Consider the following 22,813-nt stretch of genomic DNA (forward strand, 5'->3'; position numbering starts at 1 on the left):
AGACATGAGGCGTGCTCTAGGCAGGTGAAGGCGCTGGTGGCGTCGCTGCACGACGGCACGCCGGCAACGCCGCGTCGACCGCCTGGCACCGGGGGTCGAGGGGCGCCCGGCTCAGCGTTGCTCGTGGGTCGTGCGGGTGATCAGGTGGGCGAGTTCGGTTACGTACGGTGGCTCGAAGAGGGTCAGGTGGTCTCCTTCCAGTACATGTCGGGTCAGTTGTCCGGGGGCGCAGACGCTGGTCCAGGCGTGGGTCGCCGCGGCCAGGAGGTCCGGGTCCTGCTTGTCGGCCTGTACGAGGGTCACCGGCCCCGCGTACGGAGCCGGGCGGTAGGCGCGGGCGGCTCGCAGGTGGGCGCGGTTGGTGCGCCGGCGCAGCTCCAGGTGGAGACGTTCCGCTGCGGTCGCCGCCTCGTGCGGGCCGCCGTACAGGCCCGGTTCCTCCTGGTCCTCGCTGTCGTCCCGCTCCGAGAGCCGGTCCGCCGGATAGCTCTCGACGAGGAAGAGCATTCCCGGCCGCTCGCCCTGCTGTTCCAGCAGCCGGGCCATCTCGAAGGCCACGAGCCCGCCCATGGACCAGCCCAGCAGAAGGTACGGCCCGGTCGGCGCAACGGTGCGCACTGCCGCCAGGTAGCGGGCGGCCAGCGCCTCGACGGTGTAGTGCGCGGCCTCCTCCTGACCCTGCTCATCCAGCGCGGCAGACGGACTCCGGAGGGCGTAGAGCGGGCGTTGCAGCTCCGTACCGGCGGCGAGATGGCGGAAGCCGGTGACCTCGCCGCCCGCCGGATGGACGCAGAACAGCGGGACGCCCTCACCCCGGGGCCGCAGTGCCACGACGTCCTCCGCGGCACCGGAACGGGCGGCACCGCGCGCGGCGTCCTCCGCGGCGTCGGGGCGGGCGGCACCGCGCACGGCGTCGTCGGCGGCGCCTGGGCGGGTGGCACCGCCCTCCTTCAGCAGGCGGGCCAGGTGCCGCACGGTCGCCGCCCTGCCGGACCCGCCCTGTTCGGGTTCCGGCTCGGAGAACAGGACGGGTACCTGTAGTGCGGTGCCGAACTCCGCGTTCAGCCGTGCGATCAGCCGTACGGCGAGCAGGGAGTGGCCGCCGAGGGCGAAGAAGTCGTCCTCCGCCCCCACCGGACCGGTGCCGAGCAGTTCCCCGAACACGCGGGCCACGGCGGCCTCCACAGGGTCCCCCGGCGCTGTCCCGGTCCGGCCCGGCGCGGGAAGGTCCGGCCCGGTGCCGTCCGCCCCGGTGAGGGCCGCCCGCACCGCGACCGGGTCGACCTTGCCGTTCGGTGTGAGGGGCAGCGCGGCGACCTCGGCGAACGTCCGCGGTACCAGGGGCGCCGGCAACCGCTCGGCCGCGAAGTCCCGCAGGTCGGGCACCGGTCCGGCGGGGCCGGTGACTACGCACGCGGCGAGGTGGTCGCCGCGCGCCTCGTCCGAGACCAGGGCCACCGCCGCGTCGCGCACGCCGGGGTGGCGCACCAGCACGGACCGGACCTCCTCGGGCTCCACGCGGATGCCGTTCACCTTGAGCTGGTCGTCCACCCGGCCCAGGTACCGGATCAGGCCGTCCGGGCCGACACAGGCCAGGTCGCCGGTGCGGTACAGGCGGCTGCCGGGTTCCGGCCCGAAGGGGTGGGGCACGAACCGTTCCGCGGTGAGGTCCGGGGCGCCCAGATACCCCCTGGCGAGACTCGTTCCACCGATGTAGATCTCTCCCGGGACTCCCACCGGAGCCGGTTCGAGGGAGTCGTCGAGGACCAGCACCTCGGCGTGGTCCATGGGCCGGCCGATCGGGACCGGGCCGGAGACGTCCGCGGGGCCCACCTCGTGGACGCACACCCCTACGGCGGTCTCGGTGGGGCCGTACTCGTTGAAGACCCTCGTGTCCGGCGCGTGGGTCCGCCAGGCGGCCACGGCCTCCGCGTCCAGGGCTTCACCGCCGACGACGAGTGATGTCGCCGTGCCGGCGAAATCCTCCTCCGCCAGGCCGTGGTTCACCACCTTCAGGTGCGACGGGGTCAGTTTGAGCACATCGAGGCCGGACCGGTCGGCCAGGTCCGACGAGAGGACGAGAGCGTCGCGGCACGCGGGGTCGAGATGCACGGGGCGGCCTGTGATCAGGGGCAGGAACAGACTCGTCACGGTGAGATCGAAGCCGATCGAGGAGTGCGCCAGCGCGCCTCCGGTCACGTCACCGCCGTCCCGGCCACGCCCGCCACGGCCACCGCCGTCGCCCGCGCGACCAGGGCCCCCGCCGTGACGTCCGCTACGCCCGCGCCCTCCGCCGTCACCGTCCCCGCGCACACCCGCCTCGGCATCGCCGTCGCCGCTTCTGCGCACACGCCCGCGACCATCGCCCTCGCCGCCGTCGGTATAGGCACGCGCGCTCCACATGAGGTAGTCGCACACGGCGCGGTGCGGGAGCATCACTCCCTTCGGCTCTCCTGTGGAACCGGAGGTGAACATGATGTACGCGAGGTGGTCCGGGCCTGGCTCGCCCGTCGGGGCGGGCTCGGCCGCCGGGTCCGTGTCCTCGGCCGGCAGGGCGCGCAGATCGACGTACTCGACCCGCTCGGCGGCGGGCGGCCGCGGCGGCCGGTCGGTGAGCAGCAGCCGGCATCCGCCTCGCTCGAGCAGCTCCGTGGCCCGCAGGGCCGGAAGTTCCGGATCGAGCGGCACATAGGTCCCGCCCGCCTTGAGCACGGCGAGCAGCGCCACGACCAGCGACGCCGAGTGCGCGGCGCTCACCGCGACCGGTGTCTCGAGGCCGACGCCCCGTGCGCGCAGTACCCGGCTCCACCGGTCCGCCCGTGCCTCGAGTTCCCGGAAGGTCAGCCTCTCGTTCCCCGCCACGACGGCGAGGGCGTCCGGCGTTCGGCGCGCCTGCCCTTCGACGAGCCCGTGCAGCACCTGTCCGGCCGACGGGGCGCGGGGTGGGGTCCGGCGGGGAGCGGCCGCGGGCTCCAGGCGTGCCTCGTGCACGGGAGCGGCGGGCGCTGCGAGGAGCCCGGCGAGCAGCGTCGCGTACTGGCCTGCCAGGACACGCACGTAGGTCCCGTGGAACTGCTCGGCGTCGTAGTGCCAGGTCGTCGTGGCCTGCCGGTCGCCCAGCGCACAGGTCAGCCGCAGGGCGTGCCGCTCGGTCTCGACGTCGTCCCACAGCACGCGGAAGGTCGCGCCGTGCCCCGGACCTCCGGCGGCGGGGACGGGCCCGGTGGTCTCGTCGCAGACGAAGCCGATGCCGTGGCCCGCCGGGGCGGGGAGAGCGGGTGCGGGAGAGTCGGGCACATGCTCCTCGGCCTCGGTCAGGGCGCGTTCGGCGCGTGCGGCGAGGGCGTCGAGAACGGGAACGGGGGCGAGCCGGGCCGTCACGTCGGTCCACTGGGCGAAGGGACCGAGGCAGTTCGTCGTCTCTTCGAAGTCGCGGCCGGAGAAGAGCGTGGCGACGGTGACGTCGTCCTCCCCGCCGATCCGCGACAGCAATGTCTGCCAGCAGGCCAGCAGCACCGCACCCGGGCGCACCCGTCGTCGGCGGGCATAGGCGTGGACGGCTGCCGTGAGGCCGTCCGGCAGCGACGCGGTGACGGTACCCCGGTCCGGTACGCCGGTGCCGGGGTGCCGGCGCAGCGGCATGGCCGGCCGTCGGGCGGCGGTGCCGTGCGTCGCCGTGAGCGGGGGCGGCGCCCCGAACTCCTGGTGCTGCCATTCGGTGAACTGGCTGTACTGGAGGACTTCTTCGGTGGGTGGACGGTCCGCGTACCGTGCGGCGAGCTCCCCGGCGAGCAGGCGCAGCGTACGGCCGTCGGCGGTCAGGGGGGTGGTGGCGAGCAGCAGGGAGTGCCGCCGGGGGCCGAGGGCGAAGAGGATGGCACGCAGGACCGGGTCGCCCGGTGCGCCGTACGGCAGGTTCCGCAGGGCGCGGGCCTCCTCGTCGATCCGGCGTTCCTGCGCGGCCTCGTCGAGGTGGTGGAGGTCCTCGACCGACCACTGGGGGCGCTGCGGGTCCGTGTCCTGGACGACGAGCAGGGCGGTGCGGACACCGGGCACCCGTCGACAGGCCGCGCGGAGGATCTCGTGCCGGTTCGCCGTCTCCCGCAGTGCGGCGGCCAGGCGGTCGCCGTCGAGGTCGCCGTCGACGGCGAGGAGCAGCTGGGCCCAGCCGGGCGACGCGTGGAGTTCGGCGAGCCGCCACAGCCGCTGCTGCTGGTAGGACAGGCGGTACCCCTCGACCGGTCCTCCCTGGCTTTCGTACCCTTCCCGGCGGGTCCTCGTCGTCACTGGAACCTCACCATGCCGCCCATGGCGACGAGGAGTTCGCGTTCGCCGTGGAAGGGGTTGCGGGCGTGGGCGGTGAGGATGTTGTCCAGCAGCATCACATCGCCGCGCTCCCAGGGGAAGCTGATCTCCAGTTCCCGGTAGACGCGCAGGATCTCGTGCATGGCCTCGTCGGGTATCGGGGTGCCGTCGCCGAAGCGGCAGGTTCGCGGGAGTTCCTCCGGTGACATGGTGGCCAGCAGGGAGTCGCGGACGCTCGCGCTCAGGCAGGCGGTGTGCCAGTGCTGTGCCTGGTTGAACCACGACCATTCGCCGGTGCGCGGGTGACGCAGCACTGCGGGGCGCACGGCGGTGGTGCGCAGCCGGTCGCCGTGCCACTCGTAGCGCAGCCCCTGCCGGGCGCACCGGGCCTCGGCCTCGGCCCGGTCGCCGGCGCGGAAGACGCTGCGCCAGTCGAGGCCGAGTCCGGTGCCGTAGGTGCGGATGTACATGACTCCCTTGGCGGTGAACTCCTGGCGCAGTGCCGGGTCGAGCCGTCGGTGGACGGCGCGGCTGTCGACCACGGGGGTCTCGCCGCCGGACTCGGCCGGCCGGGCGCAGCAGAACCAGATGCGGGTCGGCCCCTCGTCGTTGAAGGAGTTCTCGTTGTGCCAGAGCAGCTTCTCCTCCGGCGGGAAGAACACCGGGGTGTAGACCTTGCCGCCGAGTGCGGCGCGCGGGTGTTCTCCGTTCTCGCCGAAGAGGTCGTCGACGAAGACCGAGGCGAAACGCTCCAGTGCGTCGGGGTGCGTGATGCCGAAGCCGCGGAAGAGGAGGGCGCCGTGCCGTTCGAGGTCGGTGTCCAGGCGGTCGCGGTGTGCGCGTGCCCAGGTCACCGGATCGACGTCGGGGTGGGCCGGCCGCAGGACGAGCGGCAGGTCGGCGCCGTCCCCCAGGGTCTCCCGTACGACGACGTCGTTCGGGGCCATGGCCACCCGGGTGGGCGTGATGCCGCGCAGGGTGCCGGGGCCGCGCCGCCTGACGCGGCCCGGTGCGGTCCCGCCGGTGACGGGGGGTGCGGTGGTGGGCAGGGGCGCGTCGGCGATCGAGGCGTCGGGGCGGGCGGCCATGTCCGCGACCAGCGCGAGGTACTGCTCCCGCAGCTCCGCCATGGTCGACGCGTCGAAGAGGTCGGGGTCGTAGTTGAGGAACCCGGCGAGTCCCTCGTCGTCCTCCTCCAGGACCAGGGTGATGTCGAAACGGCTGGTGTCGATGAGGGCCACGGAGAACGGGCTCAGCTCCAGCCCGGCCATGGTGTCGGCGGGTCGCCGGTTGCTGTTCAGCACGAACTTGATCTGGAACAGCGGGCTCTGGTTGCGGGTGCGGGGCGGGCTGAGGGCCTTGACGACCTCCTCGAAGGGGAGGTCCTGGTGTGCGTAGGCGTCCAGGGCCAGGGCCTTGGTTCGGCCCAGCAGTTCGCGCCAGGTGGGGGCACCGGTGAGGTCGGCGCGCAGCACGATCTGGTTGACGAAGAACCCGATCAGCGGTTCGGTCTTGGTGTCGGAGCGGCCCGCGACGTCCGAGCCGACGACGAGGTCGGTTTCCCCGGTCCTCCGGTTGACCACCGCGTACAGGGCGGCGAGCAGCGCCATGAACAGGGTGCTGTCCTCCTGGCGGCACAGCGTGCGCACGCCGTCCGCGGTCGAGGCCGGTATCCGGAACCGCACGCCCTCCCCCCGGTGCCGCGGGTCGGCGGGGCGGGGCCGGTCCAGGGGCAGCCCGGGCAGGTCGAGGATGCCCTGGAGACGCCGGGTCCAGTGCTCCACCAGGCGGTCGAAGTGGCCGGCTTCGGCGAGTCGGCGCTGCCAGATCGCGTAGTCGGCGTACTGCACGGGCAGTTCGGGCAGCCGGTGCGGCCGTCCTTCGCGGGCCGCCGTGTACAGCTCGGCCAGTTCGTCCCGCAGTACCGCGGCGGACCAGCCGTCCACGGACACATGATGGGCGGTCAGCAGCAGGACGTGGTCGGTGGTGCCGAGTCTGAGCAGGCCGGTCCGCAGGACGGGGCCGGCTGCCAGGTCGAAGGGCTGCGCGTACTGTTCCCGGGCCAGCCGCCGTGCCTCCTCCGCGCGCTGCTCGGGCGGATACCCGGTCAGGTCCGTGACCGGCAGCGGGACGGGTTCGCAGGGCAGTACGGTCTGGTACGCCATCCCGTCCCGGGAGGTGATCACGGTCCTGAGGACCTCGTGGCGCCGGACGATCTCCGTGACCGACCGCCGCAGCAGGTCGACGTCGAGTTCGCCGGTCAGCCGCAGGAAGACGGGGAAGTTGTACTGGGCCGTGTCCGGGTCCAGTTGGTGCAGGAACCACAGGCGCTCCTGCGCGAAGGAGGCCTGTGTGCTCTCCGCCCGCTCGACGGGCGCCAGCGCGGGCAGTGCGGGGGGCTGTGCCTCGGCGGTCAGGCCGTCGACGAGGCACGACAGCGCGCCGAGGGTGGAGGCGTCGAAGGGGCCGCGGACCGGCACCTCCACCTCGAACTCCTCCCGCAGCCGGAAGACCAGGCGGAAGGTGAGCAGGGAGTGACCGCCGAGGTCGAAGAAGTCGTCCTGAGCGCGGATTCCGTCGCGGCCGAGCAGTTCGCTCCAGATGGCGGCCATCCGCCGCTCGGTGGGGGTGAGTTCCGGCTCGCGCTCCGCTCCCGGGTCCCTTCCGGTGCCCTCCTCGGCCGGTGTCTTGGAGACGGCCAGGAGGTCGGTGAGCGCGGCACGGTCCACCTTGCCGTTGGCGTTGAGCGGTATCCGGCGCAGCACCACGTACCGCGAGGGGAGCAGGGGGTCGGGCAGCCGGTCGCGGAGCCGTGCCTCGACGGCGGGCAGCGCGGCGAGCGCGGCCGGGCGCCACAGCGGCCGGGTCGCGATCCGGTCGGTGGGCACGGCGGCACCGGCCGGTGGCAGCGGTTCGGGGTCCAGGCCCGCCCGGTACAGCAGGACGTCGAAGGAGCCGTCCGGGTGTCCCGCGGCCCAGCTCGGTTCGGTCCGGTACCCGTGGCGTTCGGCCAGTGCGCACAGCTCCTCCGGGTCGACGCCCGGGGCGACGGCATCGGGGGCGGCGCCGGAGAGCCGGGCCAGCAGTCGCAGGTCCCCGTCCAGGCGGGCATTGGGGATGCCGCGGAGCGCGAGCCGGTCCGGTCGCCCGGTCTCGAGCAGGGCGGCCAGCGCGCCGAGGCCGAGTCCCTCTGCCCGCCAGTCCCGCCACTCGGGCGCGGCGGAGGCGGGGGCGGCGGCAGGGCCGGCGGCCGCGGTCGCGGTGCGTTCGGCGGCGACGGTGATCACGACGTCGTAGCGGTAGCAGTTCAGCTCGTGGCCTGCCGTACCGCGCTTGAGCAGGACGCGTACGGATTCCACCCGCGGCCGTCCGGCCGGCAGCGCGGCGAAGAGCCGGGGGTCGAGGCAGAGTTCGTTCTCGGCCTCCATGCGCCAGGCGGTCTCGGCGCGCAGGGCGGTGTCGGGGGTTCCCGGCCTTGCGCGGTGTGCGGCCACGGACGCGTGGAACGCCTCCAGCAGGACGAGGCTGCGCAGGTCACCGAGGAACACGTGCCCGCCGTCGGGCATCGCGTCGATGGCCTGGTCGAGAACTTCGAACAGGTAGTCCACAGAAGGGAAGTACTGCACCACGGAGTTGAGGATCACCGTGTCGTACGTCTCGCCGGGGCGGACCGCGCGATGGGCGGGGCCGGCCCGCAGCACGATCCGCTCGGCGCCGCCCGGCCGTGCGTCCAGTGCCTCGCGCAGGTTGTCGATGACCCGCTCGGACAGGTCGACGCCCTGGTAGTAGGTGCAGTCGGGGGCGACCCGGGAAAGGATCAGACCGGTGCCGCAGCCGATCTCCAGGGCCCGGCCGGGGCGCAAGGACCGGATCCGGTCGACCGTGGCGTCCAGCCACTCCCCCATCCCGGCGGTGTCGATGGGCTCTCCGGTGTAGCTGCTGTTCCAGCCCGCCAGGTCGAACGACGGATCGGCGGGACGTTCGGCCGAGCCGTAGGTGTCGTCGTACAGCGTCTGCCAGCGGTCCACCCAGTCGGACGCGGCGGCCGTGGCCGAGGCGCCCGCCTCGTCGGTGCGGGGGCTGACGAAGGCGACCAGTCGCCGGGACTGGGGGGTGGGGCCGTGGGCGATGACAGCGGCGTCGCGGACGGCGGGGTCCTGGGCCAGCGCGGCGGCCACCTCGTCCGGTTCCACCCGGTGGCCCCGGATCTTGACCTGGTCGTCCAGCCGGCCCAGGTACTCGAGGTCTCCCGTGGCGAGCCGCCGCACCCGGTCGCCGGTCCGGTACAGGCGGCCGCCCGGCTCGTCGCCGAAGGGGTCGGGCACGAAGCGTTCCGCAGTCGGGCCCGGACGGTTCCAGTAGCCGTGGCAGACGCCCGCACCGCCGACGTACAGCTCACCGGGCGCACCAGGCGGAACCGGGTTCATCGACTCGTCGAGGACGTACAGCCGTGTGTTGTGCACGGGCGTGCCGATGGGTATGCGGCCGAATCCGTCCACGGGATGCACGCTGTGGTGGGCGGCGCAGGCCACGGCCGTCTCCGTGGGTCCGTACTCGTTCACGATGCGCGGGCCGCCCGGTGCCGTGCGCCACGCCGCGAGGCGCTCTTCGTCGAGTTCCTCGCCTCCGACGACCATGGTCCTGGTCCAGGCCGCCGCGCGGGCCGGCGCCCCCGAGTCCTCGAGCATCCTCAGGTGCGAGGGGGTGAGCTTGACGAAGGCGAGGCCGGTGTCCGCTGCCGCCGACGCGCGCAGGGCCTCGCCGGGCGTGCCGGAGTCGCCGGCGAACAGCAGCCGCCCGCCCGCCAGCAGGGGTGCGAACAGGCTCGTCACGGTCAGGTCGAAGGAGAGCGACGAGTGCACCGGGACGGCGCCGTCGGCCCCCGGCGGCAGATACGTCTCGACGGCCCACAGCAGGTAGTTGGCGACTTGCCGGTGGGAGAGCATGGCACCCTTGGGTCCGCCGGTCGAGCCGGAGGTGTACATCAGGTACATCAGGTCGTCGGGGGTGACGTCGGCCTCGGGCGGCGTCCCGGCCGCCTCCCTCTCCACTGTCTCCGGGTCGACGGTGACCACCCGGACGCCGGGTCCCCGCGCCAGATCCCGCAGCCGCGCCTCGGCGAGCACGAGCGTGGCACCGCTGTCCCGCAGCATGTGGTCCAGCCGGGCCTTCGGATAGGCCGCGTCGAGTGCCACGTACGCGGCACCGCTCTTCAGCACCGCGAGCAGCGCGATGACCGCCTCGGGGGTTCGCGGCAGCAGCACGGCGACGACGGAGCCCGGGCCCGCGCCGAGCGCGCTCAGCCGTCGGGCCAGCCCGTTGGCGCGGTGGTCCAGCTCCCGGTACGTCAGATCGGGGCGTCCCGGGGCCGACACGGCGACCTCGTCCGCGCAGGCCCGCGCGCGTGCGGCGATGAGCCGCTCCACGCGTAGGTCGGCGGGCCGGGCCACGCGGGTGCCGTGCGCGGAGCGCAGCGTCCGTTCCGTCTCCTCGGCCGGCATCAGGGGCAGCTCGCCGATCCGCGCGGCCGGATCGGCGGCCACGGCGGCGAGCAGGACGGTCAGGGAGCGGGCCAGCCGCTCGCCGGTGGCCGTGTCGAACAGGTCGCGGGCGTGGATGAGCCGGCACTCCAGACCGGCACCGGTCTCCCAGATGTTCAGGTCGAGGTCGAAGCGGGCCGCGTCGTGGTCGAGATGGTCCAGCTCGGTGACGCCGACCCCGCCGGGCAGGGTGCGTACCGGGCGCGGCGGTGTGTTGTGCAGGGTGAAGTTGACCTGGTAGACGGGATTGCGGCCGGGGGCGCGGTCGGGGTTGAGCCGCTGGGCGATCAGGTCGAGGGGGACGTCCTGGTTCTCGTACGCCTCCAGGCAGGTGGTGCGGACCTCGGCGAGGAAGTCCTCGAAGGTCGCCTCGCGGTGGATCCGGGAGCGCAGCGGGAGCGAGTTGGCGAAGAATCCGACGATGTCGTGGAAGCCCCGGTAGCGGCGGTTGGCGACCGGGGTGCCGACGACGACGTCGTCATGGCCGCCGTGGCGGGCCAGTACGATCTGGAACCCGGCGAGCAGCACCATGAACAGTGTCGTGCCGGTGCGCGCCGACGTCCGCTTGAGCGCGTCGCGGACGTCGGCGGGGAGCGTGAACACGGTCGACTCGGCCCGGCCGTCCGGCTTCGGTGGCCGGGGGCGGTCCGCGGGCAGCGGCATGGGGTCCGGGGCGCCCGCCAGCCGGCGCTCCCAGTAGTCCAGCTGGCTCGCCGCCTCGGCGCTGTCGGCCCACTCCTGCTGCCAGCGGGCGTACTCGGCGTAGTCGACGGTGAGGGCGGGCAGTTCGGGCGTCCGGCCGTCGAGGCGTGCGCCGTAGGCCTCGGCCAGGTCGCTCAGCAGGACGCCGAGCGACCAGCCGTCCACGACGGCGTGGTGGAAGACGAGCACGAGCAGCGCGTCGTCCGCCGCGAGCCGCAGCAGCCGGAACCGGACCGGCGCGTCGGCTGCCAGGTCGAACGGCTCGGCGGCGTCGGCCAGCGCGATGCGCTCGGCCCGCGCGAGGCGCTCCCGCTCGGGGAGTCCGGTGAGATCGACGACCGCCAGCGAGTGCTGCCGGTGCGGCAGCACTCGCTGGACGGTACGGCCTTCCCGCACCGGCAGGACCGTGCGCAGTACGGCGTGGCGCGCCAGCAGGTCGTCGAGGGCGCCTTCCAGGGCCCTGACGTCCAGCGGCCCGGTGAGCCGGTGGACGACGGGACTGTTGTATGCGGGGCTGTCCGGGTCCAGGCCGGCCAGGAGCGCCATGCGGCGCTGGGTGAACGATGCCGGGGCCTCGCCTGCGTCGTCCGTGCCGGGCAGTCCGGTGGCGGCGCCCTTCTCCCACATCCGCTGGCGCAGCAGGGCCCGCTGCTCGGCGGGGAGCCGGGCTATTCGTTCCCGCAGGTCGTCGTCGACCACGCCGGCCCTTTTCGTCGTGTGCGTCATACGGCTCCCCCGTTCATCCCTCGGCACGCCGGGGCTCGGCGTGCCGCTCCAGTTCGGCCAGCAGTCCGTCCAGTTCGTGCGCGGTGTCGTCGCGCGGTGTGCCGTGCGCCCCGTCGGCGGCCGGCGCGCCGCCGGCGCGTTCGATCTCGACGGCGAGTCCGGCGATGGTGGGAAGGTCGAAGAAGGTCCGCAGCGGCAGGGGGACCCCGAGCCGTTCGCGGACCGAGGTGCGCACCACCGAGGCGAGCAGCGAGTGCCCGCCGATCAGGAAGAAGCTGTCGTGCACGCCGAAGGACCGCACCCGGAGCACATCCGCCCAGATCTGCCACAGCGTCCGTTCCGTGGCGGTCCTGGGCGGCACGGCGGACGTGTCCCGCGGGCCTGGGTCCTGGGCGGTGATGCCGGGCAGCGCCCGTGCGTCGATCTTGCCGCTCGGTGTCGTGGGCAGCGTCTCCAGCAGGACCAGGTGCCCGGGCACCATGTGGGACGGCAGCCGGTCCCGCAGCCCGCCCAGCACCTCGGACGGCGCGGGCGAGCATCCGGCGCGCGGGACCACGTAGGCGACGAGCCGCCGGTCACCCGCGACGTCGACCGCCCGCACCACGCACTCTCGCACGTCGTCGCGGTCCAGCAGCGCCGCCTCGATCTCACCCGGCTCGATCCGGTAGCCGCGGATCTTCACCTGCTCGTCCGCCCGGCCCAGGAAGTCCAGCGCGCCCTCCGGCAGCCACCGCACCAGGTCGCCGGTGCGGTACATGACGGCCCCGGGGCGGACGGCGAACGGGTCGGGCAGGAAGCGCTCCGCCGTGAGGTCCGGGCGGCCCAGGTAGCCGCGCGCGACGCCCGTTCCGCCGACGTACAGCTCACCGGTCACGCCGATGGGTACGGGACGCAGCTCCGGGTCCAGCACGTGGAGGGTGGTATTGGTGAGGGCGCGGCCGATCGGTACGCCCGTGGCGTCGTCGGGCAGCCTGTCCACCCGGTGGGTCGTGGAGAACGTGGCGTTCTCGCTGGGGCCGTAGCCGTTGTGGAGGTGGCCGGGCGGGGCGCCACCGCGCAGTACGGCACGGGTGCGGCGGGCGTCCATCACCTCGCCGACGACGAACAGGTGCCGCAGTCCGCCGAAGGCCCGCGGGTCCATGTCGGCCACCCGGTTGAACAGGGTGCCGGTCAGGGAGACGACCGTGGGCCGCAGTTCGCGGAGCGCGGCCAGCACCTCGTCGGGGCCGAGCGGTTCGTCGCCGGGCAGGACGCACACCCGGGCGCCGTTGCACAGCGCCCCCCACACCTCGAAGGCGGTGATGTCGAAGGCCGGGTCGCCGAGGTGCAGCAGTGTGTCGTCGGGGCCGATGTCCACGTAGTCGGTAGCGGTGATCAGCCGGACGACCGCGCGATGGGGTATGCCCACGGCTTTGGGGCGGCCGGTGGAGCCGGAGGTGTGGACCACGGCGGCGAGGCTGTCGGGGTGGCTGCGGGACGGCAGCGGCACCTCGGGCACCCCGTCGGTGTCACCGGGCGCACCGGTGCACCGGGACGGCAGCGGCACCTCGGGCACCCCGTGGGCGTCACCGGGCGCGCCGGTGGACCGGGACGGCTCGCCCGTGGCCCGTTGCGCGTCGGCCAGCCGGAGGAGGGGCACGCCCAGGCCGTCGAGCCACGCCGGTGGGGCGTCCCGGCTCAGCACGGCCGCGATCCGTGCGTCGTCGGCCATGAAGCGGAGGCGTTCCTCGGGGTGGCCGGGGTCGAGCACAAGAGGGGCGCCGCCGGCGAGGAGGACGCCGAGCATGCCCGCGACGAGGTCGGCGGACCGTTCCAGGTGCAGGGCGACGGGAGAGTCGGGGGTGACGCCCGCCGCGACGAGCGACCGCGCGAGGCGGGCGGCCCGCAGCCGCAACTCCGCGTAGGTCCAGGTTTCGGTGCGGTCGGTGAGGGCGACGGCCTGCGGGGTCCGGGTCGCCCAGGTCCTGAAGAGGCCGTCGACGGTGGCCGGTTCGGGCAGGGGGCGGTCGGTGGCGTTCCAGGCGTCGATCCGGGCCCGGTCCCCGGCCGGCAGCACGGGAACGTCGCCGATGCGGGCGTCGGGGTGCTCGGCGACGGCGCGGAGCAGCGTGTGAAGGACGGCCGTCATACGATCCGCCGACTCCGGCGGGCACAGGTCGGACGCGAGCCGCAGCCCGACGGCCGGTGCGCCGTTCGTGCCGTCCTCCTCGGCGAAGGTGCACAGCAGGTCGTAGGGGGTCGGGTCGTCTTCGGGGGCGAGCGGGGTGGTGGTGAGCCCCGGCGCGGTGAAGCCGGTCCCGGGAGGGGGTGCCGTGGTGAACACCGCCTGGCAGAGGGGGTGCCGGCTCAGGTCGCGCTCGTCGTCGAGGAGGGAGACGAGTCGGCCGAAGGGTACGCCGGCGTGCGCTGCGGCCTCGTCGCGCGTCGCCGCGAGTCGCCGGACCACCTCCCGGAAGGTGGGACGGCCCATCAGATCGGTGCGCAGGACCAGGAGGTCCTCGTAGGGGCCGAACGCCTGCTGCGCGGCGTGCGGTGGGCGGCGGTCGACGGGGCAGCCGAACACCACGTCGTAGCGGCCGGTCCAGCGGGCCAGCAGCACGGCGAAGGCCGCCGCCGGCCCGGCCCACGCGGCGACGCCCTCCTCGCGGGCCAACCGCCGCAGGCGCTCGGCGTGCCCGCTCTCGACACGAAGCCGGCGGCTCGTGCCCCGGTGGCCCTGAACCCGGGGCCGGGGCCGGTCGAGCGGCAGGTCGAGCGGCTGGAGCCCGTCCAGCTTCCGCCTCCAGTACGCCACAGCGGCGTCCAGGTCCTCCGCGTGCGGGGCGGTCCGGTCCGCGTACGCGGGCGGGCGCTTCCCCTCCTGCTGCCCGGACTCCGTGTAGCACCGGGCCAGTTCACGTTCCAGGACGGTGAGCGAGGCGCGGTCGGCGATGATGCGGTGTGCGGTGAGCTGGAGGACGTGCCGTTCCCGGCCGGTGCGCACCAGGGTGGCGCGGAGCAAGGGAGCGGAGCTCAGCTCGAAGGGGTGGGCGCGCTCGTCGGCCAGGAGGGCGCACAGCTTCGTGTCGGGCACGGCCTGGCCCCTCAGGTCCACCCGGCGCAGGGGGAGGTCGGCCGTGGGGTGAACGGTCCGGATGGGCCCGTCGCCCCGGTCGGCGACGGAGCTGCGCAGCAGGTCGTGGCGGGACGCGCAGATCCGCAGGGCCAGGGCCAGGCGGCCGGCGTCCAGCGGGCCTTCTAGGCAGGTGGCGGAGGAGAGGTGGTGGACGGGGTGGCCGGGGGTGAGCTGCTCCAGGTACCACAGTCTTTCCTGGCCGTGGGAGAGCGGCTGCCGGACCGCTGGGCCCGAGGCGGCGATCGGTGGTGTTTCCGGGTCGTCGTGCACGGTTGCCTTCCCTGGTTCGCGGTGCGGCGGTGCGGTGACGGACCGGGGGTCGGCCCCGCCCGGTCGGCTGCCTGCGTGGCCGGCTGGCGACGGACCGGGAGTCGGCCGCCCGGTCGGCGTCCCGCGTGGCCGGCTGGCGACGGGCCGGGGGTCAGCCCGCCCGGTCGGCGTCCTGCGCGGCCGGCCCGCCCGGCCCGCCCGGTCGCAGACGGCTGCGCAGGCTCAACGGGCGCATGTCGGTCCATACGTCCTTGATGTGCTCCAGACAGTCGCTCTTCGGGCCGCTTGGGCCCGCGTCGGACCAGCCGGCCGGGTTCTCCCGGTCGGCGGGCCAGATGGAGTACTGCTCCTCGTGGTTGACAACGACCTTGTAGAGCCGGTCGTCATCGTCAGGCGTCCGTGTCATCGTCATGACTCCCTTCCTTCGCCGTTGGCGGCTCGGTTCGTGGCTGCGCCGTTCCCGCGGCGGTCCGTTCCGGGTGGCGCAGGCGGATCGGGGTGAGGGCCGCGACGGCGGTCACGGCCATGAAGACGACGGACACGCCGGTCAGCGGTCCTCGTGCCCCCAGCCGGCCGACCAGTACGGTGAGCAGGGCCGCGCCGAGGGGTGCGAGGCTGCCGTGGATCGTCCAGAACGCGGAGGTGACGCGGCCGAGCAGGTGGTCCGGCGTCACCTCCTGCCGCAGCGACATGCAGCAGATGCCGGCCAGCGCCATGCCGAACGAGTACAGGAAGATCGTCACCGCCGCGACCGGCACCCGGCCGGTGCCGCCGAGTACCAGAACGGAGACGGAGCACAGTGCCATGGAGCCGAGCCAGCAGCGGCCGAACCCCCAGGAGCGGCGCAGCCGCGCGGTGGCGGCGGCCGCCACGCAGGTACCGACTCCGGCCAGCGCCATGACATAGCCGACCGTCTGCTCGTCCTGTCCCAGCCCGTGCCGCAGGTGGTAGATGAACACGTCCGTCATGCCCAGGCTGAGGAAGGTGGTGACGGTCAGCAGCACGGTCAGCGCCCGCAGCACGGGCGACCGCCACAGGAAGGCCGCGCCGGTGCGGAAGCCGGTGCGCAGATCGTGCGCGGCCGTCGTCCTGCCCGCCGGGACGGCGGCGGCCGGTGCGGTGCGCCGGAGCCGGATGAACGCCAGGCCCAGCAGTGAGATGCCGAAGCTGGCCGCGTTGATCGCGACGGCGGCCGTGGGCCCGAACAGCCCGGACACCAGACCGGCCAGGGCGGGTCCGGCGATGTAGGCGACCGCGTTGGTCGCCTCCAGACGGCCGTTCGCCGCGACGATCTGGTCCTTGTCGACGAGATTGGCCACGGCGGTGACGTACGTGATCTGGAACAGCATCTCGAAGACCGCGGCCAGGCCCATGACCGCGTACAGCAGCCAGACCTGCGGGCCGAACGCCGTCCAGCAGACCGGGATCACGCCGTAGAGCAGCAGGCGTGCCGCGTCGCAGAGCATCAGCAGACGCCGCCGGTCGAAGCGGTCGGCCCAGGCGCCCCCCACCAGGCCGGTCAGCAGCGAGGCGGCACCGGCCACGGCGGTGAGCAGCCCCATCTGCGCCACCGATCCGGTGGTGTGCAGGACCAGCAGCGGCACGGCGACCAGCGAGAAGGCGTTGCCGACTTCGGACAGCGCCTGGACCGCCCAGAACACGCTGAAATCCCGGTTGGACCAGAGCGAACGCGCGGCCATGCGAGAGCGGACTTCCCTTCCTGACGCTCAACGGTCACCGGTGTGGGGCTCGGCCATGGCGACCGCGATCCGGCGGGGGCCGGTGAACGGCTCCCTGCCGTGCGCGACCAGCATGTTGTCGATCACCAGGATGTCGTCGGTGCGGTAGTCGAAGCGGGTCGACGCGCCCCGGTAGCAGGCCCGCAGATGGTCCAGGACGTCGTCCGGAATGGCCGCGCCGTCGCCGTAGTACGTCTGACTCGGCAGGTTCTCCTCGCCCAGCATCTCCAGCAGCCCCAGTCGTACGTGCTTCGGCAGAGTGGTGGCGTGGAAGACGGTCGCGTGGTTGAACCACACCGGCTCCCCCGTGGCCGGGTGCCGGTGCACGGCCGCGCGCACCGCGCGGGTGCGCAGCGCGCCGCCGGCCAGCCATTGCGCCGTGATGCCCCGCTCCCGGCAGTACCGCTCGACATGCGCGCGGTCGTCGCTGCCGAACGCCTCCTGCCAGGGCAGTCCGACCAGGTCGCCGTAGTTGCGTACCACCATCCAGCCGCGCCTGGTGAACTCCTCGCGCACCTCGTCGTCGACGGCCGCGAGTACGCGCCGGGTGTCGGCCAGCGGGGTGGCGCCCCGGGTCTGTGGTGGCCGGACGCAGTGGAAGTAGAGCGTGAGCGGCCAACTCGCCTGGTACGAGTTCTCGTTGTGCAGGAAGATCTCTTCGCCGGGCGGATAGTCGGTGGATGTGTAGACGTTCCCCTTGATGACGCTGCGCGGTGAGGAACGCTCGGTGTAGGGCAGTGGCTCGCCGGACAGTGCGCGCACGGCGTCCGCGAAGTCGTCCGGGCCACGGACGCCGAAGCCGCGCAGCAGCAGCGCGCCCCGTTCCCGCAGGGCGGCGCGCAGTGCCTCGCGGTCGGCGTGCAGCCGGGCGGCGGGTGGGCCGCCGTCTCCCTCCACCACGACCGGCAGTACCGGTGTTCCACCGGTCATCGCGACGCCTCCGACAGCAGTGGCAGCAGGCGCCTGGCACCGGACTCGGCGGACCCCTCGTCGGGCGGCTCCTCGGATCCGTCGTCCGCCTCGGTCAATACCAGGCTCAGCACGCGGCCGTTCTCCGTGAAGAGGAAGCGTTGCTCGGCGAGTCCGGCGAGGCGTTCCCGCAGGTCGTCGGGTCCCTCCGGCCAGTCTCGGGCCAGCTGCCCGGGCTTGGCCGGCGACGACAGCCGGCGCAGCAGCCGGGCGGTCGCCGGGTCGACCGGATGCACCCGAAGGACACCGGAGCGGGAGTCCCGGACGACGAACCCGCCGTCGTCGTCGGTCAGCAGGCGCAGTTCCGCTCCCGACTCACCGTCCCAGGCGGCACGCCACTCGGCCACCAGCCGGCTCAACTGGTCGTGCCACTCGACCGCGTCGAGCATGTACGCCGCGAGGTTCTGGTCTGCGAAGAAGTAGGCGAGGTCGGCCAGTGCCGCCTCGTCGAAGGGATAGGTGAGCGCGTAGTAGTCCACCGGCTCGAGCGAGAGCCCGTACTCCTCGCTCCGCTTGAAGTAGGGGCTGAAGCGGTCGAAGCGGACCATGTACACACCGTGCGGTGGTATCAGATGGACGAAGTCCCGTAGCTCGTCGACGTACTTGCGGTAGACCGCGGGATCCTCACCGGGAAAGCCGATCAGCAGGTTCCACTCCGGCCTGATGCCGAACTCCGCGCAGTTCTTGAGGAACTGGAGGTTCTGGAAGGCGGTGGTTCCCTTGCCCATGAGCTTCAGCGTGGACGACGCCAGCGCTTCGATGCCGGGCTGTACGACGGTGACGCCGGCGTCCGTCATGGCCCGCAGGTCCTGACGGCTCAGGGGGAGCTTCACCTCGTAGAAGATCTCGGTGCCCGGTGGCGGGTCGAGCCGTGGGAACACCTCGCGCGGGTAATTGCGCGGCATGACGTTGTCGGTGCAGAAGAAGGACGTGTACTGCGGGGCGAAATCGAAAAGCCACTTGAACTGCTCGACAGCCAGGTCGGGCGCCATGGCACGAAAGGCCATGCTCTCGCCGTTCAGTCCGCAGAACGTGCAGTGCGAACGCTGCCCCCACCAGCACCCGCGGGACGTCTCGAAGAAGAGAATCGGTTCGCTGGTCCCGGTGCGGCGCAGCTCCGCATGGTCGTCGAGTGCGCCGAAAAAGCCGCCGTAGTCGGGCAGGAAGAAGTCGTCGATGTGCCGTTCCGCGCCGATGGCCGCGCGAAACCGGGGATTTCGGCAATTCCGGCTGGAGAGGATGCCGGGAATCGTGTCGGCCCGTTCCGGGTCGCCGTCCAGCACGCACCGCACGAATTCCCCGAAGGTGTTCAACGCGGGGCCGGAGAAGACGAAGTCGACCGCCGGGACGTGCTCGGCGACCACCGCGCCCATGGGCGCCTCGCAGTTGGCGCCGCCCAGCACGACGAGGGTGCGCGGGCTGCGCTCCTTGATCAGCCGGGCCAGGGCCATGCTCGGCACATGCTGGGCGAACATGGAGCTGAACCCCACGACGTCGGCCTCGTCGAGCCGGTACCGGTCGATCAGTTCCTCGCAGAACGACAGCAGTCCGTCGCGGGCCTTGAGGATCCGCGCCCGGAAGTCCTCCCAGCGGGCGCCCCGGTAGTACCTCTGGAAGTACTCCGCGGCGGTGTCGGGCGCACCGGGAAAGGCGATGTGCCGGAACAGCCAGTCCCCGATGCCGGTGTCGACGTGGTCGTGGCTCACCGACAGGGACTCGTAGAGACGTGTCCCGAAGAACTCGGCCATGTCCTGGTTGAGATAGCACACGCGCGCTCGCGCCCGGCCGTCGAATTCCCGCTTGACGAGAGTCGACAACTGCCCCAAGGCAAAGGATGGGCGATTCCAGTCGGCAAAAGGCATGTTGATCAGAGCGATCTGCAACAACAGAGACCTCCGTGGCGATTGCTCCGAAGTCTAGGTTGCCCTTTGATCCGTCCACAGGGGAGTTTCAGGCCAACGGGAAAAAATGTCATGTGCATCTGCCGGCCACTGCCGGCCTCCCGCTTCGGCCGGGTGCGTACGCGCTGGTCCACGGGGCCGTCGGAGGAAATTCCGATCTTGGCCGGGAACGGCCGGCATCCTCCGTTCCGTCGCCGGCAAGTGCACAGTCCCGGCCATCGGCATCGGGCGAACGGTGCCGTTCCCCCGCAGCCGTGCGGAGGTCACTGGACGGGTGGCGCGCCCACTGCGACGCCTCGCCGGGGGCGGACCTTGCACCCCTGCGATCAGCGCGTCCGGGCACCGCTCAGTGATCGCTGGAGGACGGCTTGGCCGAGGCGTGCAGCAGGAGGTCGCGCAGGGCCGTGGCGGTGTCCGACGGCTCGACGGGGGTGAGGACGACCTGGTCCACGGTGGTCGAGGGGCCGGTGAGGGGGATGACGCGCAGGCCCGGCGGCTGGTGGTCGAGTGCGGATCCCACGGTGATGCCGATGCCCGTTCCCGCGGCGACATGGGCGGCGATGGCGTGCACGCTGTCGGCGGTTCTGATGATGCGCAGGTCTGCCCCGCCGATCCGGAAGGCGGACAGGAGGCGGTCGCAGAGACCGCTGTTGATCTGGTGCGGCCAGGTGAGCAGGCCGGTGGTGGACAGTTCCGCCGCACTCAGCTCCGCGTGCCCGGCGAGGGGGTGGGCCGCGGGTACGAGTGCCATGAACCTCTCGGTGGACAGCACCCTCGCGGTGACGCCGGTGATGCCGCCCGTCGCCCAGCCGATGCCCAGCCCGATCGCCTCCGCCCGCAGGGCGGTGAGCTGGGCCGTGGTCGGCATGGCCTCCGGCTCGATCGTCACATCGGGGAAACGGTCGCGCAGTTGCGGCAGGCAGCGCAACAGCAGCTGGTGGCCGGTGTATTCGGCGTGGGCGACGACGAGGGTCGTGCGGGTCCGGTCGCCGGCGGCCAGGGAGCGGCCGCGCTGCTGGAAGCGGCGCAGCTGGGCCAGGGCGGCGTGGGCGTCGGGCAGCAGCTCCGCGCCGAGATCGGTCAGTGACACCCGGCGGCTGGTGCGGTGGAACAACCGCCCGCCCAGGGTGTTCTCCAGCCGCCTGACGGCGTCGCTGACGGTGGGCTGCCCCCGGTGCAGGCGCTCGGCGGCGCGGCCGAAGTGGAGTTCTTCCGCGACGGCGACGAATGCTTCCAGTTCGATTCTGTCCACGGAAGCAGGCTAACCCGATCGATCGGTGTGACCGATCGCTGCGGGCCGGAGTTCGGCGTTGATGCCGTGCCCCACGCAGGCTGAGATGGCCGTGCAAGCAGGGATTTCCCCACGACCGGAAGCAGTGAAGAGACATGACAGTCAAGGAAGTCGACCGTGAGCACGAGGCGCCGACGGTCACGGTGACGGTGGTCTACCACTCGGTGCACGGACACACCCGTGTCCTGGCCGAGCACCTCGCCGACGGGGCTCGGGGGGTGCCGGGCGCCCGGGTGCACCTCGTCGAGATCCGGGCCGAGGACGTCACCGCGGGCCGTTGGCACGATGCGGAGGTGCTGGCGCTGCTCGAGCGCTCCGATGCGATCGTCCTCGGCTGCCCGACGCTGATGGGCAGCGTGTCGGCGGTGTTCAAGGCGTTCATGGAGGCGGCGTTCACGCCGTTCACGACGCAGGGGTGGAAGGACAAGCTGGCCGGAGGATTCACCATGTCCGCCTCGCAGAGCGGGGACAAGCTGGCGGTCCTCGAGCAGTTGGCGGTCTTCGCCGCGCAGCTGGGCATGCAGTGGATCGGCGTGGGCGACATGCCGGGCAACAACTGGAGCGGCGGCTCCCGCGACGATGTGAACCGGCTGGGATCGTGGCTGGGTCTGATGAGCCAGAGCCACGCCGACCAGGGGCCGGAGTACGCCGGATCGCTCGGCGACCGGATCACCGCGGAGCGGTACGGCGAGCGGATCGCCCGGCTGGCTCAGCGTTGGGTCAACGCCGTGCCGTACGACACTTCGCGGATGACGGAACACGAGGCCCGGGCCCTGTCGGCCTCCCTCAAGGCCCTGACGCCCTGAACGTTTTCGAACCCGCCGGCGTCACAGTGGCATCCGACTCGAAGGGGCCACTGTGATCGCCGGACGTTTCCCTGCTCGTCTGCTGTCAGCCGCCGCACTGACCGGGGCCGTGCTGTGCCTCGCCACCGCGTGCGGCGGTGCCCGGAAAACGGCGCCCTCCGAAACCGCCGTGGAGAACGCGGCGGGGAAAGCCGGGGTACCGGGCGCGGTCTCGTGGCGGGAACCCGCCTCGTACGACTACACGTTGACGTCGACCACACAGGTGCTCGCCGGGACCTTCCGGATCCAGGTCCGCGACGGCGCGGTGACGAAGGTGGTCGGCCTCGACGAGGACAGCCGGCGCCAGGCCCGGGAGCATGCTGAAGTGCCCACGATCGGCGAGCTGTTGCGGAGACTGGAACAGGCCCGCGACGACCACGCCGAGGTGGCGGAGGCGAAGCCGGCGGCCGACGGGCACCCCGTGCGGATCTCGCTTGACTGGTCCGGGAACGCCGTCGACGACGAGGCCCTGTACCTCATCAGTGCCTACGAACCGGCCCCCGCCGGCTGACTCACGTGGACGAGACCCGCGCGTCAGGACGGCCTGTTCCGGTCGGGCGCGGGGCCTTCGGGGGTGCGGCCGGCCGCGAGGGCGATTAGGCCCTGTCTCCCCGATCACGAGCGGAGCCAGATGAGGATGGCCGCGGCAGTGACGGTTCCGAGGAAGACGTACGCCCTTTTGTCGTAGCGCGTTGCGACGGCTCTGAACTGCTTGAGCTTGTTCACGGCCCGTTCCACTGTGTTCCGCGCGGCATAGCGTTGGGTATCGAAGCCCGGTGGCCGCCCGCCGCGTGAGCCTCGACGCTCACGGGCAGCGATGGTGTCGCGCTTTTCCGGGATGGCATGGCTGATTCCCCGGCGTCGCAGGTAGGTGCGGATCTTGCTGTTGCTGTAGGCGTGGTCCGCGCTGACGCTGTCTGGCAGCCGCCGTGGCCGGCCCGAACCCACGCGCGGGACGCGGATCTTGTCCATGACAGGGATGAACTGGGTGCAGTCTGCGCGCTGCCCCGGAGTGACGAGCAAGGCCAGCGGACGGCACCGCCCGTCAGAGGCCAGGTGCACCTTCGTGGTCAACCCGCCGCGCGAGCGGCCGAGGGCCTCGCCGGGCGCGCCACCGCCTCCCGGCGGCTGCGGCGCATGTGCGCGCGCACGTGAGCTGATCTTCGCGCGGCCCCCTTTGACCCAGTCAGCGGGGTCGGTGGCGGCTTCTTCGGTGCAGCGGCCGCGTGCTGATGGGCGCGGATCGGGGTGGAGTCGACGTTGATGTTCCAGTCGATGTCGCTCGCCGCGTCGGCAACAGCCTGGATGTGGCGGAGCAGGCGTTCCCAGGTCCCATTGGCCGACCAGAGCAGCCAGTCGTCGAGCAGGCCGTCCTCATCACGTCACGCCAATGCGAGCCGTCTGTCTTGT

10 protein-coding genes and 1 pseudogene are annotated in these 22,813 nt (G+C 72.7%); 2 read left to right on the plus strand and 9 right to left on the minus strand.

Annotated elements, in window-relative coordinates:
* Positions 1-111 precede the first annotated feature (111 nt).
* The 8 genes from JK361_RS42195 to JK361_RS30340 form a co-directional block, all read right to left on the minus strand.
* Entirely contained in the window at positions 112-4,287 is a 4,176-nt protein-coding gene (locus tag JK361_RS42195; protein ID WP_201824200.1) for a non-ribosomal peptide synthetase, read from the minus strand.
* Positions 4,284-11,273, minus strand: a complete 6,990-nt coding sequence (locus JK361_RS30310) for a non-ribosomal peptide synthetase (RefSeq protein WP_201824202.1) — start codon at positions 11,271-11,273, stop codon at positions 4,284-4,286. Before JK361_RS30310 ends, JK361_RS42195 begins: the two co-directional genes overlap by 4 nt.
* A gap of 13 nt (positions 11,274-11,286) precedes the next feature.
* A complete protein-coding gene (locus JK361_RS42445) occupies positions 11,287-14,658 on the minus strand; it encodes a non-ribosomal peptide synthetase (protein ID WP_201824208.1) in 3,372 nt (1,123 codons plus the stop codon).
* 151 nt (positions 14,659-14,809) lie between these two features.
* Positions 14,810-15,070, minus strand: coding sequence for an MbtH family protein (locus tag JK361_RS30320; RefSeq protein ID WP_372448759.1), 261 nt, complete (start codon positions 15,068-15,070; stop codon positions 14,810-14,812).
* Entirely contained in the window at positions 15,048-16,358 is a 1,311-nt protein-coding gene (locus JK361_RS30325) for an MFS transporter (RefSeq protein ID WP_201824210.1), read from the minus strand. The genes JK361_RS30320 and JK361_RS30325 overlap by 23 nt, the downstream gene beginning before the upstream one ends.
* Before the next feature lie 27 nt (positions 16,359-16,385).
* Positions 16,386-17,327: a TauD/TfdA family dioxygenase gene (locus JK361_RS30330; protein WP_201824216.1), complete on the minus strand. Its 942-nt coding sequence runs from the start codon at positions 17,325-17,327 to the stop codon at positions 16,386-16,388.
* Positions 17,324-19,252 (minus strand): RiPP maturation radical SAM C-methyltransferase, encoded by a 1,929-nt coding sequence (locus tag JK361_RS30335; RefSeq protein ID WP_201824222.1) that lies wholly within the window; start codon positions 19,250-19,252, stop codon positions 17,324-17,326. The genes JK361_RS30330 and JK361_RS30335 overlap by 4 nt, the downstream gene beginning before the upstream one ends.
* A 361-nt stretch (positions 19,253-19,613) precedes the next feature.
* Complete coding sequence (locus JK361_RS30340; protein WP_201824224.1) at positions 19,614-20,519, minus strand: LysR family transcriptional regulator; 906 nt, start codon at positions 20,517-20,519, stop codon at positions 19,614-19,616.
* Between the two features lie 134 nt (positions 20,520-20,653).
* Between JK361_RS30340 and JK361_RS30345 the strand changes: the two genes are divergently transcribed.
* Together JK361_RS30345 and JK361_RS30350 are read left to right on the plus strand one after the other, a co-directional pair.
* The gene (locus JK361_RS30345) at positions 20,654-21,364 is read left to right on the plus strand and encodes a flavodoxin family protein (protein ID WP_201824226.1); all 711 of its coding nucleotides are present in this window, start codon (positions 20,654-20,656) and stop codon (positions 21,362-21,364) included.
* 52 nt (positions 21,365-21,416) lie between these two features.
* On the plus strand, positions 21,417-21,914 hold the full coding sequence (locus tag JK361_RS30350) for a DUF6174 domain-containing protein (protein WP_201824228.1): 498 nt from the start codon (positions 21,417-21,419) through the stop codon (positions 21,912-21,914).
* A 104-nt stretch (positions 21,915-22,018) separates the two neighbouring features.
* Here JK361_RS30350 and JK361_RS30355 read toward each other — a convergent pair.
* A pseudogene (locus JK361_RS30355) lies at positions 22,019-22,749 on the minus strand (IS5 family transposase); the annotation flags it as partial.
* Positions 22,750-22,813 lie beyond the last annotated feature (64 nt).

The sequence above is a fragment of the Streptomyces musisoli genome (assembly GCF_016741855.1).
Classification (GTDB): Bacteria; Actinomycetota; Actinomycetes; order Streptomycetales; family Streptomycetaceae; genus Streptomyces; species Streptomyces musisoli.

Excerpts from the sequence above, each read along its gene's own strand:
- JK361_RS30310 (WP_201824202.1), bottom strand. The coding sequence starts at position 11,273 with ATGACGCACACGACGAAAAGGGCCGGCGTGGTCGACGACGACCTGCGG.
- JK361_RS30320 (WP_372448759.1), bottom strand. The coding sequence starts at position 15,070 with ATGACGATGACACGGACGCCTGACGATGACGACCGGCTCTACAAGGTC.
- JK361_RS30325 (WP_201824210.1), bottom strand. The coding sequence starts at position 16,358 with ATGGCCGCGCGTTCGCTCTGGTCCAACCGGGATTTCAGCGTGTTCTGG.
- JK361_RS30330 (WP_201824216.1), bottom strand. The coding sequence starts at position 17,327 with ATGACCGGTGGAACACCGGTACTGCCGGTCGTGGTGGAGGGAGACGGC.
- JK361_RS30345 (WP_201824226.1), top strand. The coding sequence starts at position 20,654 with ATGACAGTCAAGGAAGTCGACCGTGAGCACGAGGCGCCGACGGTCACG.